General features: G+C 52.3%; 18 protein-coding genes. 2 read left to right on the top strand and 16 right to left on the bottom strand.

Annotated features, from left to right (window positions below; all coding sequences use genetic code 11):
- Positions 1-302: 302 nt before the first annotated feature.
- The 6 genes from GQS10_RS10215 to metH all read right to left on the bottom strand — a co-directional run bounded on the left by GQS10_RS10215 (position 303) and on the right by metH (position 9,136).
- Entirely contained in the window at positions 303-545 is a 243-nt protein-coding gene (locus GQS10_RS10215; RefSeq protein ID WP_166241685.1) for a hypothetical protein, read from the bottom strand.
- 56 nt (positions 546-601) lie between these two features.
- Entirely contained in the window at positions 602-1,327 is a 726-nt protein-coding gene (locus GQS10_RS10210) for a prepilin peptidase (RefSeq protein WP_166241683.1), read from the bottom strand.
- 171 nt (positions 1,328-1,498) lie between these two features.
- Positions 1,499-3,301 carry an ABC transporter substrate-binding protein gene (locus GQS10_RS10205; protein WP_166241681.1) on the bottom strand — a complete coding sequence of 601 codons (1,803 nt, stop codon included), beginning with the start codon at positions 3,299-3,301 and terminating at the stop codon, positions 1,499-1,501.
- Between the two features lie 308 nt (positions 3,302-3,609).
- Positions 3,610-4,572 (bottom strand): metal-dependent hydrolase, encoded by a 963-nt coding sequence (locus GQS10_RS10200; RefSeq protein ID WP_166241679.1) that lies wholly within the window; start codon positions 4,570-4,572, stop codon positions 3,610-3,612.
- A 188-nt stretch (positions 4,573-4,760) separates the two neighbouring features.
- The gene (gene rnz / locus GQS10_RS10195) at positions 4,761-5,681 is read right to left on the bottom strand and encodes a ribonuclease Z (RefSeq protein WP_166241663.1); all 921 of its coding nucleotides are present in this window, start codon (positions 5,679-5,681) and stop codon (positions 4,761-4,763) included.
- 5 nt (positions 5,682-5,686) lie between these two features.
- Positions 5,687-9,136: a methionine synthase gene (metH, locus tag GQS10_RS10190; RefSeq protein ID WP_166241661.1), complete on the bottom strand. Its 3,450-nt coding sequence runs from the start codon at positions 9,134-9,136 to the stop codon at positions 5,687-5,689.
- 147 nt (positions 9,137-9,283) lie between these two features.
- Here metH and GQS10_RS10185 point away from each other — a divergent pair, with 147 nt between their 5' ends.
- Positions 9,284-9,823, top strand: coding sequence for a 1,2-dihydroxy-3-keto-5-methylthiopentene dioxygenase (locus GQS10_RS10185; RefSeq protein ID WP_166241659.1), 540 nt, complete (start codon positions 9,284-9,286; stop codon positions 9,821-9,823).
- A 170-nt stretch (positions 9,824-9,993) separates the two neighbouring features.
- Here the strand turns inward: GQS10_RS10185 and GQS10_RS10180 are convergent, their stop codons facing one another.
- The 4 genes from GQS10_RS10180 to GQS10_RS10165 form a co-directional block, all read right to left on the bottom strand.
- Complete coding sequence (locus tag GQS10_RS10180) at positions 9,994-10,785, bottom strand: HAD family hydrolase (protein WP_166241657.1); 792 nt, start codon at positions 10,783-10,785, stop codon at positions 9,994-9,996.
- 14 nt (positions 10,786-10,799) lie between these two features.
- Positions 10,800-11,333, bottom strand: a complete 534-nt coding sequence (locus GQS10_RS10175) for a hypothetical protein (RefSeq protein ID WP_166241655.1) — start codon at positions 11,331-11,333, stop codon at positions 10,800-10,802.
- Between the two features lie 102 nt (positions 11,334-11,435).
- Positions 11,436-11,627 (bottom strand): DUF896 domain-containing protein, encoded by a 192-nt coding sequence (locus GQS10_RS10170; RefSeq protein WP_166241653.1) that lies wholly within the window; start codon positions 11,625-11,627, stop codon positions 11,436-11,438.
- Positions 11,628-11,764: 137 nt separating this feature from the next.
- Positions 11,765-12,157 (bottom strand): LysM peptidoglycan-binding domain-containing protein, encoded by a 393-nt coding sequence (locus tag GQS10_RS10165; protein WP_243735092.1) that lies wholly within the window; start codon positions 12,155-12,157, stop codon positions 11,765-11,767.
- 187 nt (positions 12,158-12,344) lie between these two features.
- Between GQS10_RS10165 and lexA the strand changes: the two genes are divergently transcribed.
- The gene (lexA, locus tag GQS10_RS10160; RefSeq protein ID WP_166241651.1) at positions 12,345-12,971 is read left to right on the top strand and encodes a transcriptional repressor LexA; all 627 of its coding nucleotides are present in this window, start codon (positions 12,345-12,347) and stop codon (positions 12,969-12,971) included.
- A gap of 114 nt (positions 12,972-13,085) precedes the next feature.
- On the opposite strand, the gene GQS10_RS10155 is transcribed toward lexA, so the two are convergent.
- The 6 genes from GQS10_RS10155 to GQS10_RS10130 all read right to left on the bottom strand — a co-directional run bounded on the left by GQS10_RS10155 (position 13,086) and on the right by GQS10_RS10130 (position 19,781).
- Positions 13,086-13,613: a DUF4241 domain-containing protein gene (locus GQS10_RS10155; protein ID WP_166241649.1), complete on the bottom strand. Its 528-nt coding sequence runs from the start codon at positions 13,611-13,613 to the stop codon at positions 13,086-13,088.
- Between the two features lie 215 nt (positions 13,614-13,828).
- Complete coding sequence (gene glnA, locus GQS10_RS10150) at positions 13,829-15,157, bottom strand: type I glutamate--ammonia ligase (RefSeq protein ID WP_166241647.1); 1,329 nt, start codon at positions 15,155-15,157, stop codon at positions 13,829-13,831.
- Positions 15,158-15,178: 21 nt separating this feature from the next.
- A complete protein-coding gene (locus tag GQS10_RS10145) occupies positions 15,179-15,589 on the bottom strand; it encodes a MerR family transcriptional regulator (RefSeq protein ID WP_166241645.1) in 411 nt (136 codons plus the stop codon).
- Between the two features lie 95 nt (positions 15,590-15,684).
- A complete protein-coding gene (locus tag GQS10_RS10140) occupies positions 15,685-16,944 on the bottom strand; it encodes a methionine gamma-lyase family protein (RefSeq protein WP_166241643.1) in 1,260 nt (419 codons plus the stop codon).
- A 31-nt stretch (positions 16,945-16,975) separates the two neighbouring features.
- The gene (gene hflX / locus GQS10_RS10135; RefSeq protein WP_166241641.1) at positions 16,976-18,265 is read right to left on the bottom strand and encodes a GTPase HflX; all 1,290 of its coding nucleotides are present in this window, start codon (positions 18,263-18,265) and stop codon (positions 16,976-16,978) included.
- A 133-nt stretch (positions 18,266-18,398) separates the two neighbouring features.
- Positions 18,399-19,781: a glycine--tRNA ligase gene (locus tag GQS10_RS10130; protein WP_166241639.1), complete on the bottom strand. Its 1,383-nt coding sequence runs from the start codon at positions 19,779-19,781 to the stop codon at positions 18,399-18,401.
- Between the last annotated feature and the right edge of the window lie 30 nt (positions 19,782-19,811).

Raw genomic sequence — 19,811 nt, 5'->3', positions numbered from 1 at the left:
CGAAAAAAAGCTCTTATGAGCTTAGTTTAAGACGTTATTGTACCATTTTCACGATCCACACAATAAGAACCGCCCAAATGGGTATGGATACAACCAGGCCCCAGAAAAGACCCTTAAAAAAACGAAACCTTTCGATATCCCCCACCTCCAATGGAAAGGGGTACAGCAGTTCGTCTTCGCAGATTTCCTGCTGCACCATTCCCGTTCTTTTTAACGGTCGTTCGACATAAACCCCGTCAACCAGTGACGATTTCGATCACCGAGAAGGAATTTGTCGCATTGTGCGCTTTCCCGGGAAAGTATTAACGAAGCTCGGAATTGTCATCGTAGTCGTACCGGAAACCATCGAGCTCAGGCATGCTGCCAAATCCGCCTTTTTGTTCACCACTACCTGCAGTGTAAGCTTCAAAATCATTAGGATGGACAGAATGCAGCTTCGTCAGCACGGAACGATAATTCATAATCTTTCGGTAATCGGATCCGGAATGAATCGCTTCTCGTAACGCTTGTTCAATGGTCGCCCAATCCTGGTTCGTCAAATCCACGTCGCTTCCTCCTTCATTACTCAGGCTATCTTTATTGTACCCGCGCCGGAAGAAACTCATAACCAAAAGCTGTCAATTGACGTGACTCTTATTGCTCCAAAATAAAAATAAGAAAGAAGGGAGCCTGCGGCGATAAAAGGACCGAATGGAAGCATATAATGGCGTGAAAATTTCCTCGTTAGCAGAAGCAGACCGCTCGCGATCCCTCCGAGGAAAACAGCGAGAAATAACGACCACAACATCGCTTCAATCCCAAGCACCAACCCAAGAAATAAGTAAAGCTTAATATCACCGCCGCCCACACCTCCCCGGCTGATCCACGCGAATGTATACATGAGCAAAAACCCAAGTAACGATGCGGCAAAATAGTCCCACCACGGCAGAGGATGTATCCATAGTCGTACCATAAAAATAACCATGCTTCCGTATGCAATCATTTTATCAGGAATGATATGTATCGTTATATCCGTCTGCGTAACAAAGAGTAATACGGATACAAGAAGCAGCGCGGCCAGCAGCTCCGGGACCGGTCCGAACAGGAAGGCTGCGGCGCCATACAGCAGGCCGTGTAACGCCCCCACTACTAACACCCGCTTGTTATCGTTTATCGACCCGCTCAAACGACCGATCATCGTATCCGCATACGGACGATTTGGTTCTCCTCTGTGACCATACCCCTTTATACAAAGCTGATCTGCAGCCTTACTTACGAAGAAACCCGCCCCGCTTCCCATTAACGCAAACCATGACACAAACAATAACAATGAAATTTCGAGGTTCATATCAAAATCCCTTTCTACGGTATATCATTTTTTGCATAAAAAAACGGCCAATTCTCTGAAATCAGAAATGGCCGCTATGCTTTAGCTTTGCACTGTATTCCGTTTTGAATGAATCCTACTCCTCATAGTAAACCACTTGGAAAGGAACGCAGTCAACACATTCGTTGAAACTTACTGTGCTGGAAACGTAGGACGAATCCAAATATCCTTGTAATCAATGTATCCTAGTGAATTATGCTGAACCCCTTCCAAGGAAGGATGATATACCGTTGAATGCCGATTATGGGTCAAAAAAAGAACGAGCGCTTCGTCTCGCAGCTGCTGCTCAATCTCATCGAAAATTTGAGAACGGGCCATGTCATTCGGTTCCCCCATCGCCGCTTCAAACAAATGGAGTACTTGGTCCCGAATCGAAGGACTTAAATGGTGATACACCTTACTATAATCAGCGGTAAAGACCTCCATTAGAGTAACCTCATCCTCGTCAAGGATTACCCCGCAAAGCACTCCATCCATCTTTAGCATCGATTCCGGTTGGACCATCGATTCACTATCCAGCTCAACATATTCCATCCTGATCCCGAGCGCTTCCATTTGATGTTGGATGATCTTGGCAGCCCCTACCATACAAGACGCTGTGCCAAGCATAAATACTTCCCCAGCATAGTTGGATTGCTGAAGCAGCTGCTTCGCCTCTGCAAAATCGTACTCTATATCGAATTTATATGCTTGAATAGGGGCACGAAAACCGGTAGCCGGCGTCCACGCATCCAACTCGGCAAGCTGCAGCAGCGCCATCCGGTTAAGCCCTCTGCGAAGAGCCTGGCGGAACTTCACACACTGCTGGGGTCCGGGCTTATTCACATTCAACGAGATCGTGGAGCTGCAGTAGCTCTTTCCATGAGCGACAAGACCGTCCCGCGCCTCTTTAAGTGAAGGAATATCGGAAAGCGTTACAAGCTTCCTCCATTTAGCGTCTCTTTGACAATCCTCACTCTTGCTCGGCATGAGATAAAACTCAAGCCGGTCCAGAAAGGGCCTCCCCGAAAAATAAACCGGATTCGCTTCCAGAATAAAACGCGATCGCTGCATTTCTACATTTTTGAACGGGCCCGTACCCACCGGTTCCATATCGATCGAATGCACCTGCTTCTCTACAACATCTCTTGGGAGAATAGAAGTCATAATCGCACATAAAAACCGAGGAAACAGCACATTCGGCTTACGAAGCAAAAAATGAACCGTATATTTTCCGTACGCTTCCACCCGATCGATGAAAGCAAACATACGCCGGTAATGCCCTTCCCGCAGTAAGCGCTCAAACGTGAACACAACATCCTCAGCGTTCAATTCGCGGCCATGATGGAACATTACTCCTTTTCGCAAATGAAAGGTCCAGCGCGTCCAATCCGGCGAGTGCTCCATATGATGCGCAAGCCGCCCCTCAACGGCCCCGCGCTTCGAGTTGTAAACCATGAGTGTATCGTAAACCTGCCTCGCCAAATGCCCCTCAAAGGAGTACACCCCGTAGGCCGGGTCAAGCGAAATAATTTTACCGGACATCGGAATACGCAATGTATCTCTTGGAAGCTCCGGCATGCTTTCCTCATGATACCCCATATATTCGCCGAGCCAGTTCATGAAGGTCGCCTTCAAATCCGAGCTTTGATCGTATTCTTTTAAAAGAGAAAGCGCGTCCTGGAGCTGTCCTTGGCGAACGAGCGCCTGGGCTTCCTGGAGCAAAATGTGCTGGGCGTCGGCAAGAAACGTTAACGTCGAGCCGATCCCTCGCCCCCTGCCCGGCTTCCATTCGATCCAGCCTTCACTCGCAAGGCGCTTCACAATCACCTTCACATTCCGTTCCGAGCAGTACAGCGCTCCCGCGATTTCCTCTACCCTCGTTTTAAATGGTTGTCTTTGCCGAAAGCCGCTGAAGCTCTTGCGCAATTGCAAATAATGCGAAGCAAGCTGCATCCACCTATCACCCCTTGTAATCTCATCATAAGGGCTACGCAACACAAGAAAAAGTGAAAAGATGCAGCACGTTTTTGACCTTTTTTCTTTTTGCCGCTCCAGTACAATTGGCATCAAGAACGACACGACACCAAGTGCATATCCTAAATGCACATCAACACTGGAGGGAACCAACATGTTAGGTCAAGACTTACACACATACGTTTATGAAAAAGAACAAGAGTTTCAGCGTCAGCAGGAGGAACAGCGGACCGCCCGCCGGCAGCCGCTTCATATGGAACGGTGGCTGCTGGGCTGCAGCAGCCTCCTTACACGTAAGGCCCCTGCCAAGCCTTCTTGTTCCAGCCCAGCTGAGACTCCACCACATTTAGATTGCGGTCCAGCTTTACATCCACACCGAAGGGAAGACGCCCGTTGTGCCAGAAACGCACATCACGCCATTTGACGACATATCCGTCCGACGCTTCCGTACAAACACAATGAATCCGCTTCGCAAAATAAAAAAACGTGCGCACTCCATCCAGCTGAAGCGTCGCCTCAATGACCGGATTGCGTTCCCCTTTTGCCAGGACCTCAACACGGTTCACCCGTCCGTATTGAATAAAGCCGGTATGAAAAGCGTCATCGGTTTCAAGCACAAACTGCCAATGAAACCAATGCAAAGTGGGAAGCAGGTGGTAGACACCCCGCAGTCCGAGCGCTCGGCGCACTTTGCGGAGCAGCCGCTGCCGATGCAAATATTGTAATGCAATATAGGCAAATGTGATGGCGTAGAGCGTTATAAAAAGAGCTGCCTGCGCTTTGCCCGACCAGAGCCACCAGCCCAGCGCACCGGCATGAATGACGAGGAAAAACGGCTCATGCAGGCTTAACACGTCCAAATGAAGCCATTTCCGAGTAAACGGGCGCAGGCACTGCACACCGTACGCGTTGCATAAATCCAAAAACACATGCAGCACGACGGCCACCAATGTCCAGCCGTACACATGCCAAAACTCATTCATCACCCCGTACCCGAAAGCGACCGGAAGCCCAATGACAAGCGCCCACAGGAATAAGGCCGGCAAGGAATGCGTAATTCCCCGATGGGTTCGGATATACGCCTCCATCCCCCGTAAACGGGCGAACGTATCAAAATCAGGCGCATGCGATCCGATCAACGTCCCCGTTAATACCGCTGCAAAAAGCGCCCCGCTCCCCGCTACTGCCGCATCCACGCAGGCAAGGCCTGCCAGCGTAGCCCCAAACAACAAATGACTTCCCGTATCCATGTGTCATCCCTCCAACATGCTTATAATTTCCTCGCTGAACGGAGATCTCTTCGATGATCGGTCCCGCCATACAGCCCTCAGGGCAAAAGAAATACCCTTTGCCGCAGGTCTGCATACAGAGCCTGTGTAAAGGGTAACAAGGAACGGTTAACGGATCGTTTCGCCATTGTAAAGATTTTGTTTGATTTCTAAGGGATTGTACAGCTCCATAGGTCGCTGGCCAGCTTCGTCTCGGCAAAATGCAGCTGCGCCTCTGCCAGCAGCATATCCGCCGCGTCGCCTTGATACCGGGAGCTAATATGCGTCAGCACCAGCGCCTTCGCTCCCGCCTCGGCCGCCGCCCGGGCAGCATCTCCCGCAGTGGCGTGATAATATTGGTGCGCCAGCTCCCGGTGCTGCTCGGCGAAGGTCGCCTCGTGCACGAGCACGCTGCAGTCCCGCGCAAGCCGCACGGCCGCCTCGCAGGGGCGCGTGTCGCCGAGCACCGTGACGATGCGGCCCGGCACCGGCTGCCCGACGTAGTCGCTGCTGGCCAGCACGCGCCCGTCCGGCAGCGTTACGTCCCGGCCCTGCTTCAGCTGCGCGTAAACCGGGCCGGGCTTGACCCCGTCCGCCTTCAGCTTATCCGACAGCAGCGGGCCGGGCAAAGGCTTCTGCTCAACGCGGTAGCCGTAGCAGACGATGCGATGGTCGAGCTCGTCCGCATAGACGGCAAACTGCTCGTCCTCGAAGACGAGCCCGGGCGACTGCAGTTCCTCGATATGCAGGTCGTAGCTCAGATGCGCCCCGCTGACCTCCAACGCCGTCTCCACAAAACGACGAAGCCCCTGCGGTCCGTAAACCGTCAGGGGAGTATCGCCGCCTTGGTAGGAGCGGCTCGTCAGCGCGCCGGGCAGGCCGTATAGGTGATCGCCATGCAAATGGGTAATAAACAGCTTCTCCAGCTTACCCAGCTTAATCGGAGAGGCCAGCACCTGCTGCTGGGTTCCTTCGCCGCAGTCAAACATCCAGATCGTGCCCCGCTCGTCAAGCAGGCGCAGCACAATGGAGGTTACATTGCGCTGCGTAGAAGGAATTCCCGCTCCGGTTCCAAGGAAATATAAATCCACCAGGATCACTCCGCCTTATCTACATTGAAATAACGCGCTTCCGGGTGAGCGAATACAATCGCGCTGACCGACGCCTCCGGCTCCATCATAAAGCCGTCCGTCAATTCGACGCCGATGCTGTCCGGCTTCAACAGCCGGAACAGCTGCGCTTGATCCTCCAAGTCCGGACACGCCGGGTAACCGAATGAGAAGCGCTGCCCGGTATAACGGGCGCCAAACACTTCCTGCATCGTCATGTTTGCCGGATCCGGGATTCCCCATACATCGCGCATCATATGGTGGATACGCTCGGCGAAGCCCTCCGCCGTTTCCAGCGCCGCCGCTTGGAGCGCGTGGGAACGAAGGTAATCGCCTTTTTCGCGCAGCTCCTGCGCCTTTTCACGCACGCCATGTCCAGCCGTTACAACGAGGAAGCCGACATAATCCATTTCCCCGCTGTCTACCGAACGAATGTAATCCGCAAGGCAAAGGAACGGCTCCACCGATTGGCGAGGGAACGTAAACGTTTCGATCACGCGGCTGTGATCTTCCGGATCGTAAATATATATTTCTTCGCCCTTGGACTGGGCCGGGAAGAAGCGGTACATGCCATGTGCCTTGAGCAGTCCCGAGCTCATCGCTTCGCGGTAAATATCGTCAACGACTTCCTTCAGCTCAACCGCCTTTGCGTCCTTCTCGGCCAGCAGCTTCTCCACCTTCCCCTTCAATCCAAGGTGGTGGCCGAGCAGCATCTGCATGTTTACGTAAGGCAGCAGATGGCTGATCGGGTAATCGCGCAGCACGTGGCGCTCAAGATCCGGCGGCATCCGTACCGGAACGTCTCGCGAAACCTTGGAATCCTTGACGCGCGTCAGCTTCGGCAGCTCTTGGCTAGCCTTGCGCCCACCGACCTGCACATCGGATTCGAGGCTTTCACGCAGCTCTTCAATAAGCCGCTTGCGATGCTCCGGATTGGAAAGCTTGTTCGCGATATCAAGTCCGTCCATCGCGTCCTTCGCGTATAGAACGGCACCGTCGTACTCTGGCTGAATACGGGTTTTCGTAAACTTCCGGGTCAATGCCGCACCGCCCACAAGAATAGGCACATCGATGCCGGCCGCTTTTAAATCCTGCGCGGTCGTAACCATCTGCTGCGCCGACTTTACGAGCAAGCCGGACAAGCCGATCGCATCCGGCTTTTCCTTGCGGTACGCTTCAATCAGCTGCTCCGGCGGCACCTTAATGCCGAGGTTCACGATGTGGTACCCGTTGTTGGTCAAAATGATTTCAACCAGGTTTTTGCCGATGTCATGCACATCGCCTTTTACCGTAGCGAGCAGGATTTTCCCCTTGACCGAGGACTCCGACTTCTCCATAAACGGCTCCAGATGGGCAACCGCCGCTTTCATTACCTCTGCGCTCTGCAGCACCTCGGCAACGATCAGCTCGTTGTTGTTAAACAACCGCCCAACCTCGTCCATCCCCGTCATCAGCGGGCCGTTAATAATTTCAAGCGGCGTATATTTTTGCAGCGCCTCATCAAGGTCAGGCACCAGCCCTTCCTTTGTGCCCTCCACCACGTAAGAGCTGATGCGCTCTTCCAGCGATAGATTGGACGCTTTTTCCTTAACGACAACCTTCTTCTCGCGGAAATAAGCGACAAATTCTGCAACAGTCTCATCGTTCGTGTTAAAAATAATTTCTTCCGCAAGCCGTTTTTCTTCGTCCGGTATCGACGCATACCGCTCAAGCTTCTCCGTGTTGACGATCGCGTACGTTAAGCCTGCCTTCGTGCAGTGATACAAGAACACCGCATTCAGCACCTCGCGGCCAGCCGGCGGAAGGCCGAACGATACGTTGCTGACCCCGAGGATCGTGGAAACTTCAGGCAACGCCTCGTGGATGATCCGCAGACCCTCAATGGTCTCCTTCGCCGAGCCGATATAGGTCTCGTCCCCTGTTCCAACCGGGAACACCAGCGGATCAAAAATAATGTCCCGCGGGTTCATGCCATATTTATTGACAAGCAGGTCGTAGGAGCGTTTCGCGACCTCCAGCTTGTCCGACGCCTTCACCGCCATGCCCCGCTCGTCGATCGTTCCGACGACCGCAGCTGCACCGTACTTGTGAATGAGCGGCGTCACCTTCTCGAACTTCTCTTCTCCATCCTCAAGGTTAATGGAGTTAATGATCGCCTTGCCCTGCGAAAATTTCAGCGCAAGCTCAATCACGCTGGCGTCCGTCGTATCAATCACGAGAGGCGCCTTGACCTTCTTCACGACGTGCTCAAGGAACTTTTCCATATCCTCCGCCTCGTCGCGGTCCGGATCCTGCACGCAGACGTCGATGACATGCGCGCCGCTCTTTACCTGCGCACGCGCAATCTCGGACGCCTCCTCATACTTGCCTTCGGCAATGAGGCGCTTAAACTTCCGCGAGCCGAGCACGTTCGTGCGCTCGCCGACCATCAGCGGCCGTGCCTCGTCCTCGACGTACACCGTCTCGATGCCGCTGACCGCCGGAGGATGGTCGCCGTAAGCGAGACGCGGCTTGTAGTGCTTCAGCGTCTCCGCCATCGCGCGGATATGGTCCGGCGTCGTTCCGCAGCAACCGCCGGCAATGTTCAGCCAGCCCTGCTCGGCAAAGCCGGCCATCTTCTTCGCTAAGGACTCCGGCGATTCGTGGTAATGGCCGTTCTCGTCCGGCAGCCCCGCATTCGGGTAACAGCTTACCGCCGTTTGCGCAATCGCGGAAAGCGAACGAATATGATCCTTCATAAATTCCGGTCCCGTCGCACAGTTCAGGCCGACCGAAACCGGCTTTAAATGCTCAAGCGAAATGTAGAACGCTTCGATGTTTTGTCCCGCCAAGGTCGTGCCCATCGGCTCAATCGTACCGGAAATCATCACCGGCAGCTTCTTGCCGGACTCTTCAAAAGCGCGCTGCACGGCGATCCCCGCCGCCTTCACGTTCAGCGTATCCTGGCTCGTCTCAATGAGAATCGCATCGACGCCGCCCTCAATTAATGTGATCGTCTGCTCATAATAGCTCTCGACAAGCTCATCAAACGTGACGCCGCCGGTAACCGACAGCGTTTTCGTCGTCGGTCCGAGCGCACCCGCCACATAACGCGGCCACTCCGGCGTGCTGTACTTATTTGCCGCCTCTACCGCAAGGCGCGCCGCCGCCAGGTTCAGCTCCCGTGCCCGGCCGGGAATATCATATTCAGCCAAAACGACGCTAGTCGCGCCGAACGTATTCGTTTCAATGATATCGGCACCCGCTTCAAAATACTGCTCATGAATGCGGGAGATCACGTCAGGACGCGTCACGACAAGCAGCTCGTTGCAGCCGTCAAATTCCTCGCCGCCGAAATCGTCCGCAGTAAGGTCGGCCTGCTGGATCATCGTGCCCATCGCGCCGTCTAGGATTAAAATTTTGTTCTGTAGTTGCTCTTGTAATGTTCTCTTACTCATCAATATCCCTGCTTCCTAACCGACGTTATTCTTTATAGTTTAGCAAAATACTCGGAATTTGAAAATGTTTCACATTCACAGATCGACAGCAACTTTGTATTGCTATATAATACGTGTAAAATCTTAACTGTAAAGAGGGGAATTTAGATGGCAAAAGTACGTATCCGTAATACGGATCAATATATTTCCGGCGAAGAAAACGTAAAGGAGTTCCTGAATAACCAGGGTGTTCTTTACGAACACTGGGACGCTTCCAAGCTTCCGGCCGATCTTCAAGAGAAATTCGTGCTTTCCGACGAGGAAAAGCAGCAAATCCTGAGCACCTTCGATAGCGAAATCCGCGACCTAGCCGGCCGCCGCGGCTACCGCACTTGGGACGTCATCGCTTTGTCCGAGGCAACGCCAAACATTGAAGAGCTTCTCAAGAAGTTTGAAAATGTTCATACCCATACCGAGGACGAGGTTCGCGCGATTACTGCGGGCAACGGCATTTTCATCATCAAGGGCTCCGACGACGTCGGTTACTTTGACGTAGAGCTTTCCGCAGGCGATGTTATTTCCGTACCAGAAGGCACGGCACACTTCTTCACCCTCATGTCCGACCGTAAAATCGTAGCCGTTCGCCTGTTTATCGAAACCGAAGGCTGGATCGCTCATCCGTTTGCCGACCCTGCATTCCAAAAGTAATCTTCGGCAGGCCCATTTAACTAACGTGTTCATGTGAAGTCCTTGAGCTATTGCTCGAGGACTTTTTTATTGCCCAATTCTAACTTATCTCATTGGCTTTGGAGATAAACTTTGCAGCAAAAAAGCGCCGCCCTCCATGTGGGCCAGCGCCTCTTCTCTTTTACAAAATATTATAAGGACTCAATAATCGGCAAAATATCGCGCAGACGCTTTACTTCGTAAACCGGCTCGATTTCACCCGAACGCTGCACGTTGTGATGATTAATCCAAATGTTGCGCATGCCGATCCGGTTGGAGCCCAAAATATCCGTCGTCAGCTTGTCGCCAATCATTACGCCCTCTTCTGGCGAAATCCCCAGCAAGCCGATGGCGTGATGGAATAAATCCGGGTCAGGCTTTCCACGGCCGAAATTGCCGGAAATCACAATGTGCTCAAAATATGCTGCTAGCTTCGGAACGCCGTCAAGCTTTTCCTGCTGTAAATCGGGCGCACCGTTTGTAAGGAGGAGAAGACGGTATTTGGACTTTAACGTATCAAGCACCTCAAAGGTTTCCTCGTATGTGAGAGGTCTTGCCCGGCGCTCTGCACCGAATTGCTCACCCAGCTTTGCGCCTAACTCCGCATCCTCCACGCCAAGCCGCTTTAAACCCTCGGTCCAGGCAGCCGTACGATAACCAGGAGCCAGCTGCTCAAGCTTTCGAAACTCGGGAAGATTGCCTCCGGTAAAATGAGCCCAAAGCCCTTCAAAAGGGTTGATGCCAATCATTTGTGTAAACGCAAACGTTTCATAGCTCGAATAAATTCGGCGCGCTTCTTCTCTCACGCATTTCTCCAGCTCTACCGGATCGACTCCAACTTGCTGCTGAGCCGTCTGGCATGTCGCCCGAAACGCCTCTTCCACGCTGCGCTCATCCCATAAGAGCGTATCGTCCAAATCAAATAAAACCGCCTGAATCGCCAACAGTGATCCCTCCCCTATTTATCGGCAGCCATTCCGCTCGGATCATGGAACGCAATGGAATGCCGCCGTGCAAACGAAGCCAAACGAGCGGCAATTTGGTCGATAGGCAGCCGCTGCATTGTCTTGGACAGCTTGAACTTCGCATTTTTTTCCTTCACCTCAATAACAGCAGTACCAGGCGCTACGGAAATCGACTTAATATCCGCCGCATCGAAGAAACGCTCTCTTCCATACTTAACTAGGGAGAGACGATTTTTGCCGATCTTAATGAAGGGCCGGCGTACAAAATAATGAAATAAGCCGAGAGCCGCATACATCGCAATCGTTACCCAGTACAAGTAATCCGCTGTGTAGGCGCCGTTAAATATAAAAGCAAATACAACTGAGGCCCCGACAAGCAGCAGCGGAATTAACCATTGCCGCCCGATGAACTTCTCCATCTCTTCATCGCCCGATTTAGGCTGGATCGCCTGCTTGCCCGATTTGATACGCTGTTTATTTACAGCCTTCTGATTTTTCTCTACAAGCCTTTCCCATTTACGCGACAACTCGAATTCCTCCATGCAATAAAATCATATAGTCGGCGTTCTCCAATTGCTTCGATTAATGTATTAACAATTCCGTCCCGCCCTTGTGGACCGATCCTTGTATTAATGAGGCTTTTGCTTCGGCTCTTCGTCGACAAATTCAATATTGTCCAGCTGCTGCCTTAACGAGGCCTTAAAAGCATCTATATATTTCCGGCGAAGCTCCGCTTGCTCCATCGCTTCGTCGGTCGTTAATCCGATCGTCTTTTTCTTGCGGGAAAGCTCGTTAATTCTTTGAATCATTGCGTCATCCATGCTGCTTGTCCTCCTTTTTCATCCCCCTTACTTTGACATGCCCCGTAGAGAATGTCAAGAAACAGAAAAGGGTGAAAAACAAAAAAAGCCCCTTAGGCAGGAGCTGTGGCTACAGTCTTTAGAAAGCATACGCTTTATTAAGGAAGAACAAGCTTTTGCCCGACGGTTATCGAGCTGCTCTTCATTTGATTTAACTTTTTAAGCTCATGGATATAAGCTCGTTTATCCATATGGTCAGGAGCATAACGTTCCGCGATTGACCACAAGGTTTCTCCAGGTGAAATATAAACGGTTTTTCCCGGCTTCACAGTTGACTTGGAACTAGCATCAACCACACCAGTGCGATTCACCGCCTCTAGAGAAGGATCGGACGACGGTAAACGCTCATTCGAATTGGCAAAGGCCGACAATATCATGGTAAAGCTGAAAAGAACAAGCATAAAAAGCGCTATAATAAACAACCTGACCGTTGAAGTTTTAATCTTAAAATAGGTTTTCTTCCGAATGGAATTGGTAGAAGTATACGTCATAATAACATCCCCCAAACGTTTGTTCGTTATATAAGCTATAATAACACGAACAAACGTTCTAGTCAACAAAAATTTAGAACAAATGTTCCCCTGTGTTTTTTTAATGAACGAACCTATGTTTGTACGAACGAAGGTTCTGTGATATAGTAGTAGATAACGATTACCATATCATGGGGGGACGTTTTACGTGGGCAGAATTTCGAACCGCCAGCAAGCCATACTTGAATTTATAAAAACCGAAGTGAGAGCCAAAGGTTACCCTCCTTCCGTACGAGAAATCGGCGAGGCGGTCGGATTAGCCTCCAGCTCAACCGTACACGGACACTTGGATCGTCTGGAGAAGAAAGGTTTAATTCGCCGCGATCCGACGAAGCCGAGAGCAATTGAAATTTTGGATGAGTCAGACGATCCTTCGAATCCGATCCTATCCATGTCAATTGCAAAGGTTCCCGTAGTGGGCAAAGTTACCGCTGGGTTGCCTATTACGGCACAAGAGAATATAGAAGATTATTTCCCGCTTCCGACAACGATGGTCAAAGAAGATTCGGTTTTTATGCTGAATGTTATGGGCGACAGTATGATCGAGGCAGGAATTCATGACGGGGATTACGTAATCGTCCGTCAGCAAGCCACCGCTAATAATGGTGAAATCGTCGTCGCCATGACCGAGGATGATGAGGCTACCGTAAAGACCTTTTATAAAGAAAAGGATCACGTTCGCCTGCAGCCGGAAAATCCTTCATTTGAACCGCTTCGGCTTCGGAATGTAAAAATTTTGGGCAAGGTGATCGGGCTGTTCCGGCAGGTCCATTAATTCGGTAACTCTGCTCCAATAACAAAGAAACGGCTTCGCGTCCGAAAGGGAAAGTCCTATCATTTGACAGGATACTTGCCATTCGAGAAACGAAGCCGTTTTATATTATGAATGCTACTGCCACTCTGGTACCTTCATAAACACGATCTTAACCGCAATGACCTGCTGCTGTTCGTTGACTGCATAGTAGGCGCCGTATCCTCCATCCCCCATACCGGAACGGGAAACAACCCCGCCTTCGAGCACGCCTGCTTCCTCCGCGCTCTCTGTAATATCACAGCAGGCCAGGTACCAATCACTGTCAGCATCCGAAGCTTCCGACTGTGCACCGGCATCCGGAACCCGATATTTTTCCGCATCAAATATCCCCGCTTGCCCGCTGTCAACACCAACAACAAACGGACACTTTACCCATAACAAGTGATCCAACTGCTCCACAAAGGAATGGTGATAAGCGGTAATTTTGGCGTTCACCTCTCCCCAATCACGAACTTCTGTCTTTTCTACCTGCGCCCGCCACATACCGTTTACTACTTGGTCGAGCATCCCCATACAAATTTGATCAGAACCCAGCTTATAGCATGGATCGGAAACAACAACCTTGCCTGTGGCAATCTCAAATTCACCCAGATGTACAAGCAACACGATCTCTCCCTTTGATTCTTTTTCCCCATGTCATGTAACTATCTATCTTCATCGCTAATCCGCTTATGATGTCTAGTCCATTTAACTAAGAAGGACTCTCTTCCGTGAACAAAAACCCGTAAAGGAGCACCCATCGAAAAGTGCCCGTTTACGGGTTTCTTAGTCTCTTATTGCAACATGGATCGATCCATGCTCAGCTGCGAAAATGAAGCCTAGTACAGCGTCATGTACTGGTCGCGCTCCCACGGATGAACCTGGGTGCGGTACATATCCCACTCAATTTCCTTCAGCTCAACGAAATGAGCGAGAGCGTGGTCTCCAAGTGCTTCACAGATTACATCGCTGCGCAGCAGCTCGTCGATTGCTTCCTTCAAGGAGCTCGGAAGGCTTGGGATGCCCGCATCCTCGCGCTCCTCTTCCGACATGATGTAGATATTGCGATCTACCGGTGCAGGAAGCGGATATTTGTTTTTAATGCCGTCAAGGCCTGCTTTCAGCATAACCGCAAGAGCAAGGTACGGGTTCGCCGCCGGATCCGGGTTACGAACTTCGACACGCGTGCTTAAGCCGCGGGAAGCCGGAATTCGAATCATTGGGCTGCGGTTGCTGGACGACCAAGCAACATATACCGGTGCTTCATAGCCAGGAACAAGACGCTTGTAGGAGTTGACCGTCGGATTCGTAACGGCAGCGAAAGCACGTGCATGGCGCAGTACGCCGGCCATGTAATAACGAGCGGTTTCGCTTAAGCCCAGCTTGTCGGACTCCTCGTAGAACGCATTGCCTTCATCCGTAAACAACGATTGATGGCAGTGCATGCCCGATCCGTTCATTCCGAACAACGGCTTCGGCATGAAGGTTGCGTGCAAGCCATGCTTCCGCGCCACAGTCTTTACGACAAGCTTAAACGTTTGGATCTGATCCGCCGCACGAATGGCGTCGGCATATTTAAAGTCGATTTCGTGCTGTCCCGGAGCCACCTCATGGTGGGAAGCTTCGATTTCAAAGCCCATTTCTTCCAGTGTAAGTACGATTTCTCTACGGCAGTTTTCGCCTAAGTCGGTCGGGGCAAGGTCAAAATAACCGCCCTGATCATTCAATTCTGTCGTCGGATGGCCTTTTTCATCGGTCTTGAACAGGAAAAACTCCGGCTCCGGACCCACGTTCATGGACGCATAGCCCATCTCTTCGGCTTCCTCCAGAACACGCTTCAAAATCCCTCTCGGATCCCCTGCAAAAGGTGTTCCGTCCGGCATATACACGTCACAAATGAGGCGTGCGACGCGATCCTCTGTTACCCACGGGAACACAACCCATGTGCTCAGGTCGGGATACAAATACATGTCGGATTCTTCGATCCGAACATATCCTTCGATTGAGGAACCGTCGAACATCATTTTGTTATCCAGAGCTTTTTCTAACTGGCTTACTGGAATTTCGACGTTTTTAATCGTGCCGAGCAAATCTGTAAACTGCAACCGAATAAAACGAACGTTGCTTTCTTTGGCTTGACGTAAAATGTCCTCTCTCGTAAAGCTCACTGTATCCTCTCCTTATGTGCGTTATTGATGGAAAAACCTTGATAACTCGCCTTGGATCAGCGACACCTTGCCAGGACGGCGGCCAGCAAATAGCTGCTGCTTCAACATCTTATGCAGCTGCTGGTCGTTCATTTCTCTTCGTTTCGTTTCCGTCTGCTCCGTAATGACCGTCGCTTCTTCGGAATCGCGAGTAACCGGTATCAAAACTTGCTTGATGCCAGCAATGTTCACGCCCTTCTCAATCAGCGACTTAATTTCCAGCAAACGCTCGACATCGTTAAACGAAAAGAGACGCTGATTCCCCGAGGTGCGCGCAGGCATAATGAGCTCATGCTGCTCGTAATAGCGGATTTGACGGGCAGACAGGTCCGTCAGCTTCATCACGATTCCAATCGGAAAAAGGGCCATATTGCGGCGGATGTCATCACCCATTACTCATCAACCTTCCACTTGGTGAGTCACCATTATTTCATCCTTTTTCCATTGTAGCCCCTTACATTATATGTGTCAAGTTATGTTAGGTTTAATTACAGTCCCGGAAGCAAACCTTTTCCCGCCATGATTCGAACAGCGGTCAAAACTCCAAGCTTACTGTGGGCATACGTAAGCCCGCCCTGCATGTAAGCGGTGTACGGTGCACGAATCGGCGCATCCGCGCTCAGCTCAAGGCTGCCGCCTTGAATGAACGTTCCGGCCGCCATAATCACGGGATGCTCATATCCCGGCATATCCCACGGCTCCGGCACAACGTGAGCGTCTACGGCCGAAGCCTTTTGAATCCCCTGCACGAAGGCAATCGTCTGCTCGGCATTGTCAAAGCGAACCGCCTGAATAATGTCGGAGCGCTCCGCCTGCCAATGCGGGTGTGTTTCAAACCCGAGCGCCTCCAGCAGCGCTGCGGCAAACACTGCGCCGCGAACCGCTTGGCCGACCATATGCGGCGCGAGAAACAGCCCTTGATAGATGGCGCGGATCGAGCCCAGCATCGAGCCGACCTCTCCGCCGATGCCCGGCGCGGTGAGCCGGTAGGAGGCGAGCTCCACCAGCTCGCGCCGTCCGGCGATATAGCCTCCGGTCGGCGCAAGACCGCCGCCGGGATTTTTAATGAGCGAGCCGGCGATCAGATCTACGCCCACGGCCGGCGGCTCAAGCTCCTCGACGAATTCGCCGTAACAATTGTCGACGAAGACGATCACCTTCGGATCGATCGACTTCACGAAACGAACCATTTCGCCGATTTCGGCTACCGTAAACGCTTTGCGCCACGAATACCCCCGTGAGCGCTGGATGCCGACAACGCGAACGGAATCGTCCCACTTCGCACGAACACCCTCCCAGTCCACATTGCCGTCGTCCGTAAGAGCGACTTCGTCATAGCCGATTCCCCAATCGTGCAGCGAGCCGCCGGCCGTTCCTTTTGTCCCGATCACCTTGTGCAGCGTATCGTACGGCGTTCCCGTTATGTACAACAGCTTATCCCCTGGTCGAAGCACACCGAATAAAGCCGTACCGATCGTATGCGTCCCCGAGACGAAATGCGGACGCACCAGAGCCGCCTCCGCTCCGAATACGTCTGCATACACCTCGTCCAGCAGCTCGCGGCCGCGGTCATTGTAACCGTAGCCGGTCGAGCCTGAAAAATGATAATCGCTTATTTTCGCTTTCTGGAACGCTTGAATGACCTTCCATTGGCAGCGCTCCGCCGTCCGTTCAATTCGCTGGACGGCGGGAGCGATGCGCAGCTCGGTTTCCTCAACCAGGCGCTCCAGCCTGTCTTCTGCAACCATGTTTTCCGCTCCCACCCTGTATGCCTACAATTTATTGCTGCTGCTCGTATTCGCTTAACATATAACCCATTTTTTCAAAATCCGCCGCATTCACATGAACGTCGAGCACGATATCATCTCCGTCCGTATCCTGTGCGACAACATCGCCGATGCGGTACACGTACGAAATGACATCGCCAGAGCCGGCCGGAATGCGGAAACGTTTCACGCCTCCGGAGGCATGCTCCTGAATTTTCAGCTTCAGCTGCTCCAGATCCTCGTCGTTGTAAGCGGACATGCGAATCGCATTGTCCCCGCCGAGCAGAGGCATTTCCGCCGGTCCGCAGCGGTCGATCTTATTATAAATCGTAATCTGCTCCTTCTGATGAGCGCCCAGCTCTTCTAAAACCTCCTGCACGACCTTCATCTGAATTTCGCGCATATCCGAGGAGCTGTCGACCACATGCAGGATCAAATCCGCCTCGCAGGCTTCTTCCAGCGTTGCCCGAAACGCCGCGACCAAATCATGCGGCAAATTTTGAATAAAGCCGACCGTGTCGGTAATTACAATTTCCTTGCCGGACGGAAGCTCCAAAATCCGCGTGGTCGGGTCGAGCGTCGCGAACAGCTGGTTCTCCACGAACACATCGGCGTTCGTCAGCTGCCGCAGCAGCGTCGATTTGCCGGCGTTCGTGTAACCGACCAGCGCCACCTGATACACCCCGCTTTTGCGGCGGCGTTCGCGGTGCAGCTGGCGATGTCGCACGACCTCACCCAGCTGGCGCTTCAGCTCGGAAATGCGGTTACGGATGTGCCGGCGATCCGTCTCCAGCTTCGTTTCACCGGGACCTCGCGTCCCGATGCCGCCCCCGAGACGGGATAAGTTTTTGCCCTGTCCCGCCAAACGCGGCAGCAGGTAGCTGAGCTGTGCCAGCTCTACCTGGATAATACCCTCGCGCGTTTTGGCGCGCTGCGCAAAAATATCTAAGATCAGCTGCGTCCGGTCGATAATTTTCACGTCCAGAAACGCTTCTAAATTACGAACCTGTGCGCCGGACAGCTCCTGGTCGAAAATCGCCGTGTTCGCACCAAGCGCCCCAATCATTTGCTTCAGCTCTTCCACCTTGCCCTTACCGATAAACCATGTGTGATCCGGGGACTCACGGTTTTGGGTCAGCGTCTCCAGCACCTCGACGCCGGCCGTTTCCGCCAGCTTCGCCAGCTCGCCGAGCGAGTAGCGCGCCTCTTCCTCAGCATCGCGCCCGCCCTTCGTAACTGCCACCGAAACAAGCACTGCGCGCTCTTTCATTTTTGATGCCACTTCATGTGTAGCCATTCGCATGCATCTCCCTCGCATATGTCCTACTGCTTCAACAATAAAGTATTCCCGAATGACGTACAAAGGAATGTACCATTTTAGAGAAAAAGCCCCGAACCGAGTCCGGGGTTTCTCATTATTCCCGGCTTAATACCGGTTAAAACTGAATTTTTTCATTCAAGAAGGCAGGCAGATCGGCGATCGCTACACGGGTTTGCTCCATTGTGTCACGATCACGGACGGTTACCGCACCGTCAGTTTCCGAGTCAAAGTCGTACGTGATGCAGAACGGCGTACCGATCTCGTCATGGCGGCGGTAGCGCTTGCCGATCGAGCCCGCTTCGTCGTAATCGACCATGAAGTGCTTCGAGAGGTCGGCGAATACCTTTTCCGCGCCCTCGGAAAGCTTCTTGGACAGCGGGAATACCGCTGCCTTAAACGGCGCAAGCGCTGGGTGGAAGCGAAGCACAACGCGGCTGTCGTCACCCTCTAGCTGCTGCTCCTCGAAAGCGTCGATCAGGAAGGCCAGCGTCACGCGGTCCGCGCCGAGCGACGGCTCGATGCAGTACGGGATGTAGCGCTCATTCGTTTCCTGCTCGATATACGTAAAGTCCTCACCGGAATGCTCGCTGTGCTGCTTCAGGTCAAAGTCGGTACGGTCGGCAATGCCCCACAGCTCGCCCCAGCCAAATGGGAATTTATACTCAATATCGGTCGTCGCATTGCTGTAGTGCGACAATTCGTCTTCATTGTGGTCGCGCAAGCGGATGCTTTCTTCCTTAATGCCCAAGGAGAGCAACCAATCGCGGCAGTAGCCGCGCCAAAATTCGAACCATTTCATGTCCTCGCCGGGCTTGCAGAAAAATTCAAGCTCCATCTGCTCGAATTCGCGGGTACGGAACGTGAAGTTGCCCGGTGTAATTTCGTTACGGAAGCTTTTGCCGATTTGGCCGATGCCGAACGGCAGCTTCTTGCGCATCGTACGCTGTACATTTTTAAAGTTGACGAAAATGCCCTGCGCCGTTTCTGGACGTAGGTAAATCTGATTCGTGCTGGATTCCGTTACACCCTGGAATGTCTTGAACATCAGGTTAAATTGGCGGATTTCCGTGTAATCAAGCGCCTCGCAGTCCGGGCACTTAATTTGGTGCTCCTGGATTAAATCTTCCATTTGCTTAAAAGACATGCCGTCGACGATGACTTCCATGCCCTTCTCGCCGAGCGCATTCTCGATCAGCTTGTCTGCGCGGTGACGAGCCTTACAGTTTTTACAGTCGATCATCGGATCGTTGAAATTGCCGACGTGTCCCGAAGCGACCCACGCCTGCGGATTCATAAGAATAGCAGCGTCCAAGCCAACGTTGTACGGCGATTCTTGAATGAATTTGCGCCACCATGCGCGTTTAATGTTGTTTTTCAGCTCCACGCCCAAAGGACCGTAATCCCATGTGTTCGCTAATCCGCCATAAACCTCGGAGCCCGGGAAAACGAACCCTCTATGCTTGGCTAATGCTACGATTTGTTCCATTGTTACTGCCATGAACGATCGCTCTCCTTCTACTGATTGCAT

The organism is Paenibacillus turpanensis (assembly GCF_011421635.1).
In the GTDB taxonomy this organism is placed as follows: domain Bacteria; phylum Bacillota; class Bacilli; order Paenibacillales; family YIM-B00363; genus Paenibacillus_AK; species Paenibacillus_AK turpanensis.
The sequence above is the reverse complement of the archived record's forward strand: the minus strand, read 5'-3'. Positions and strand labels throughout refer to the sequence as shown.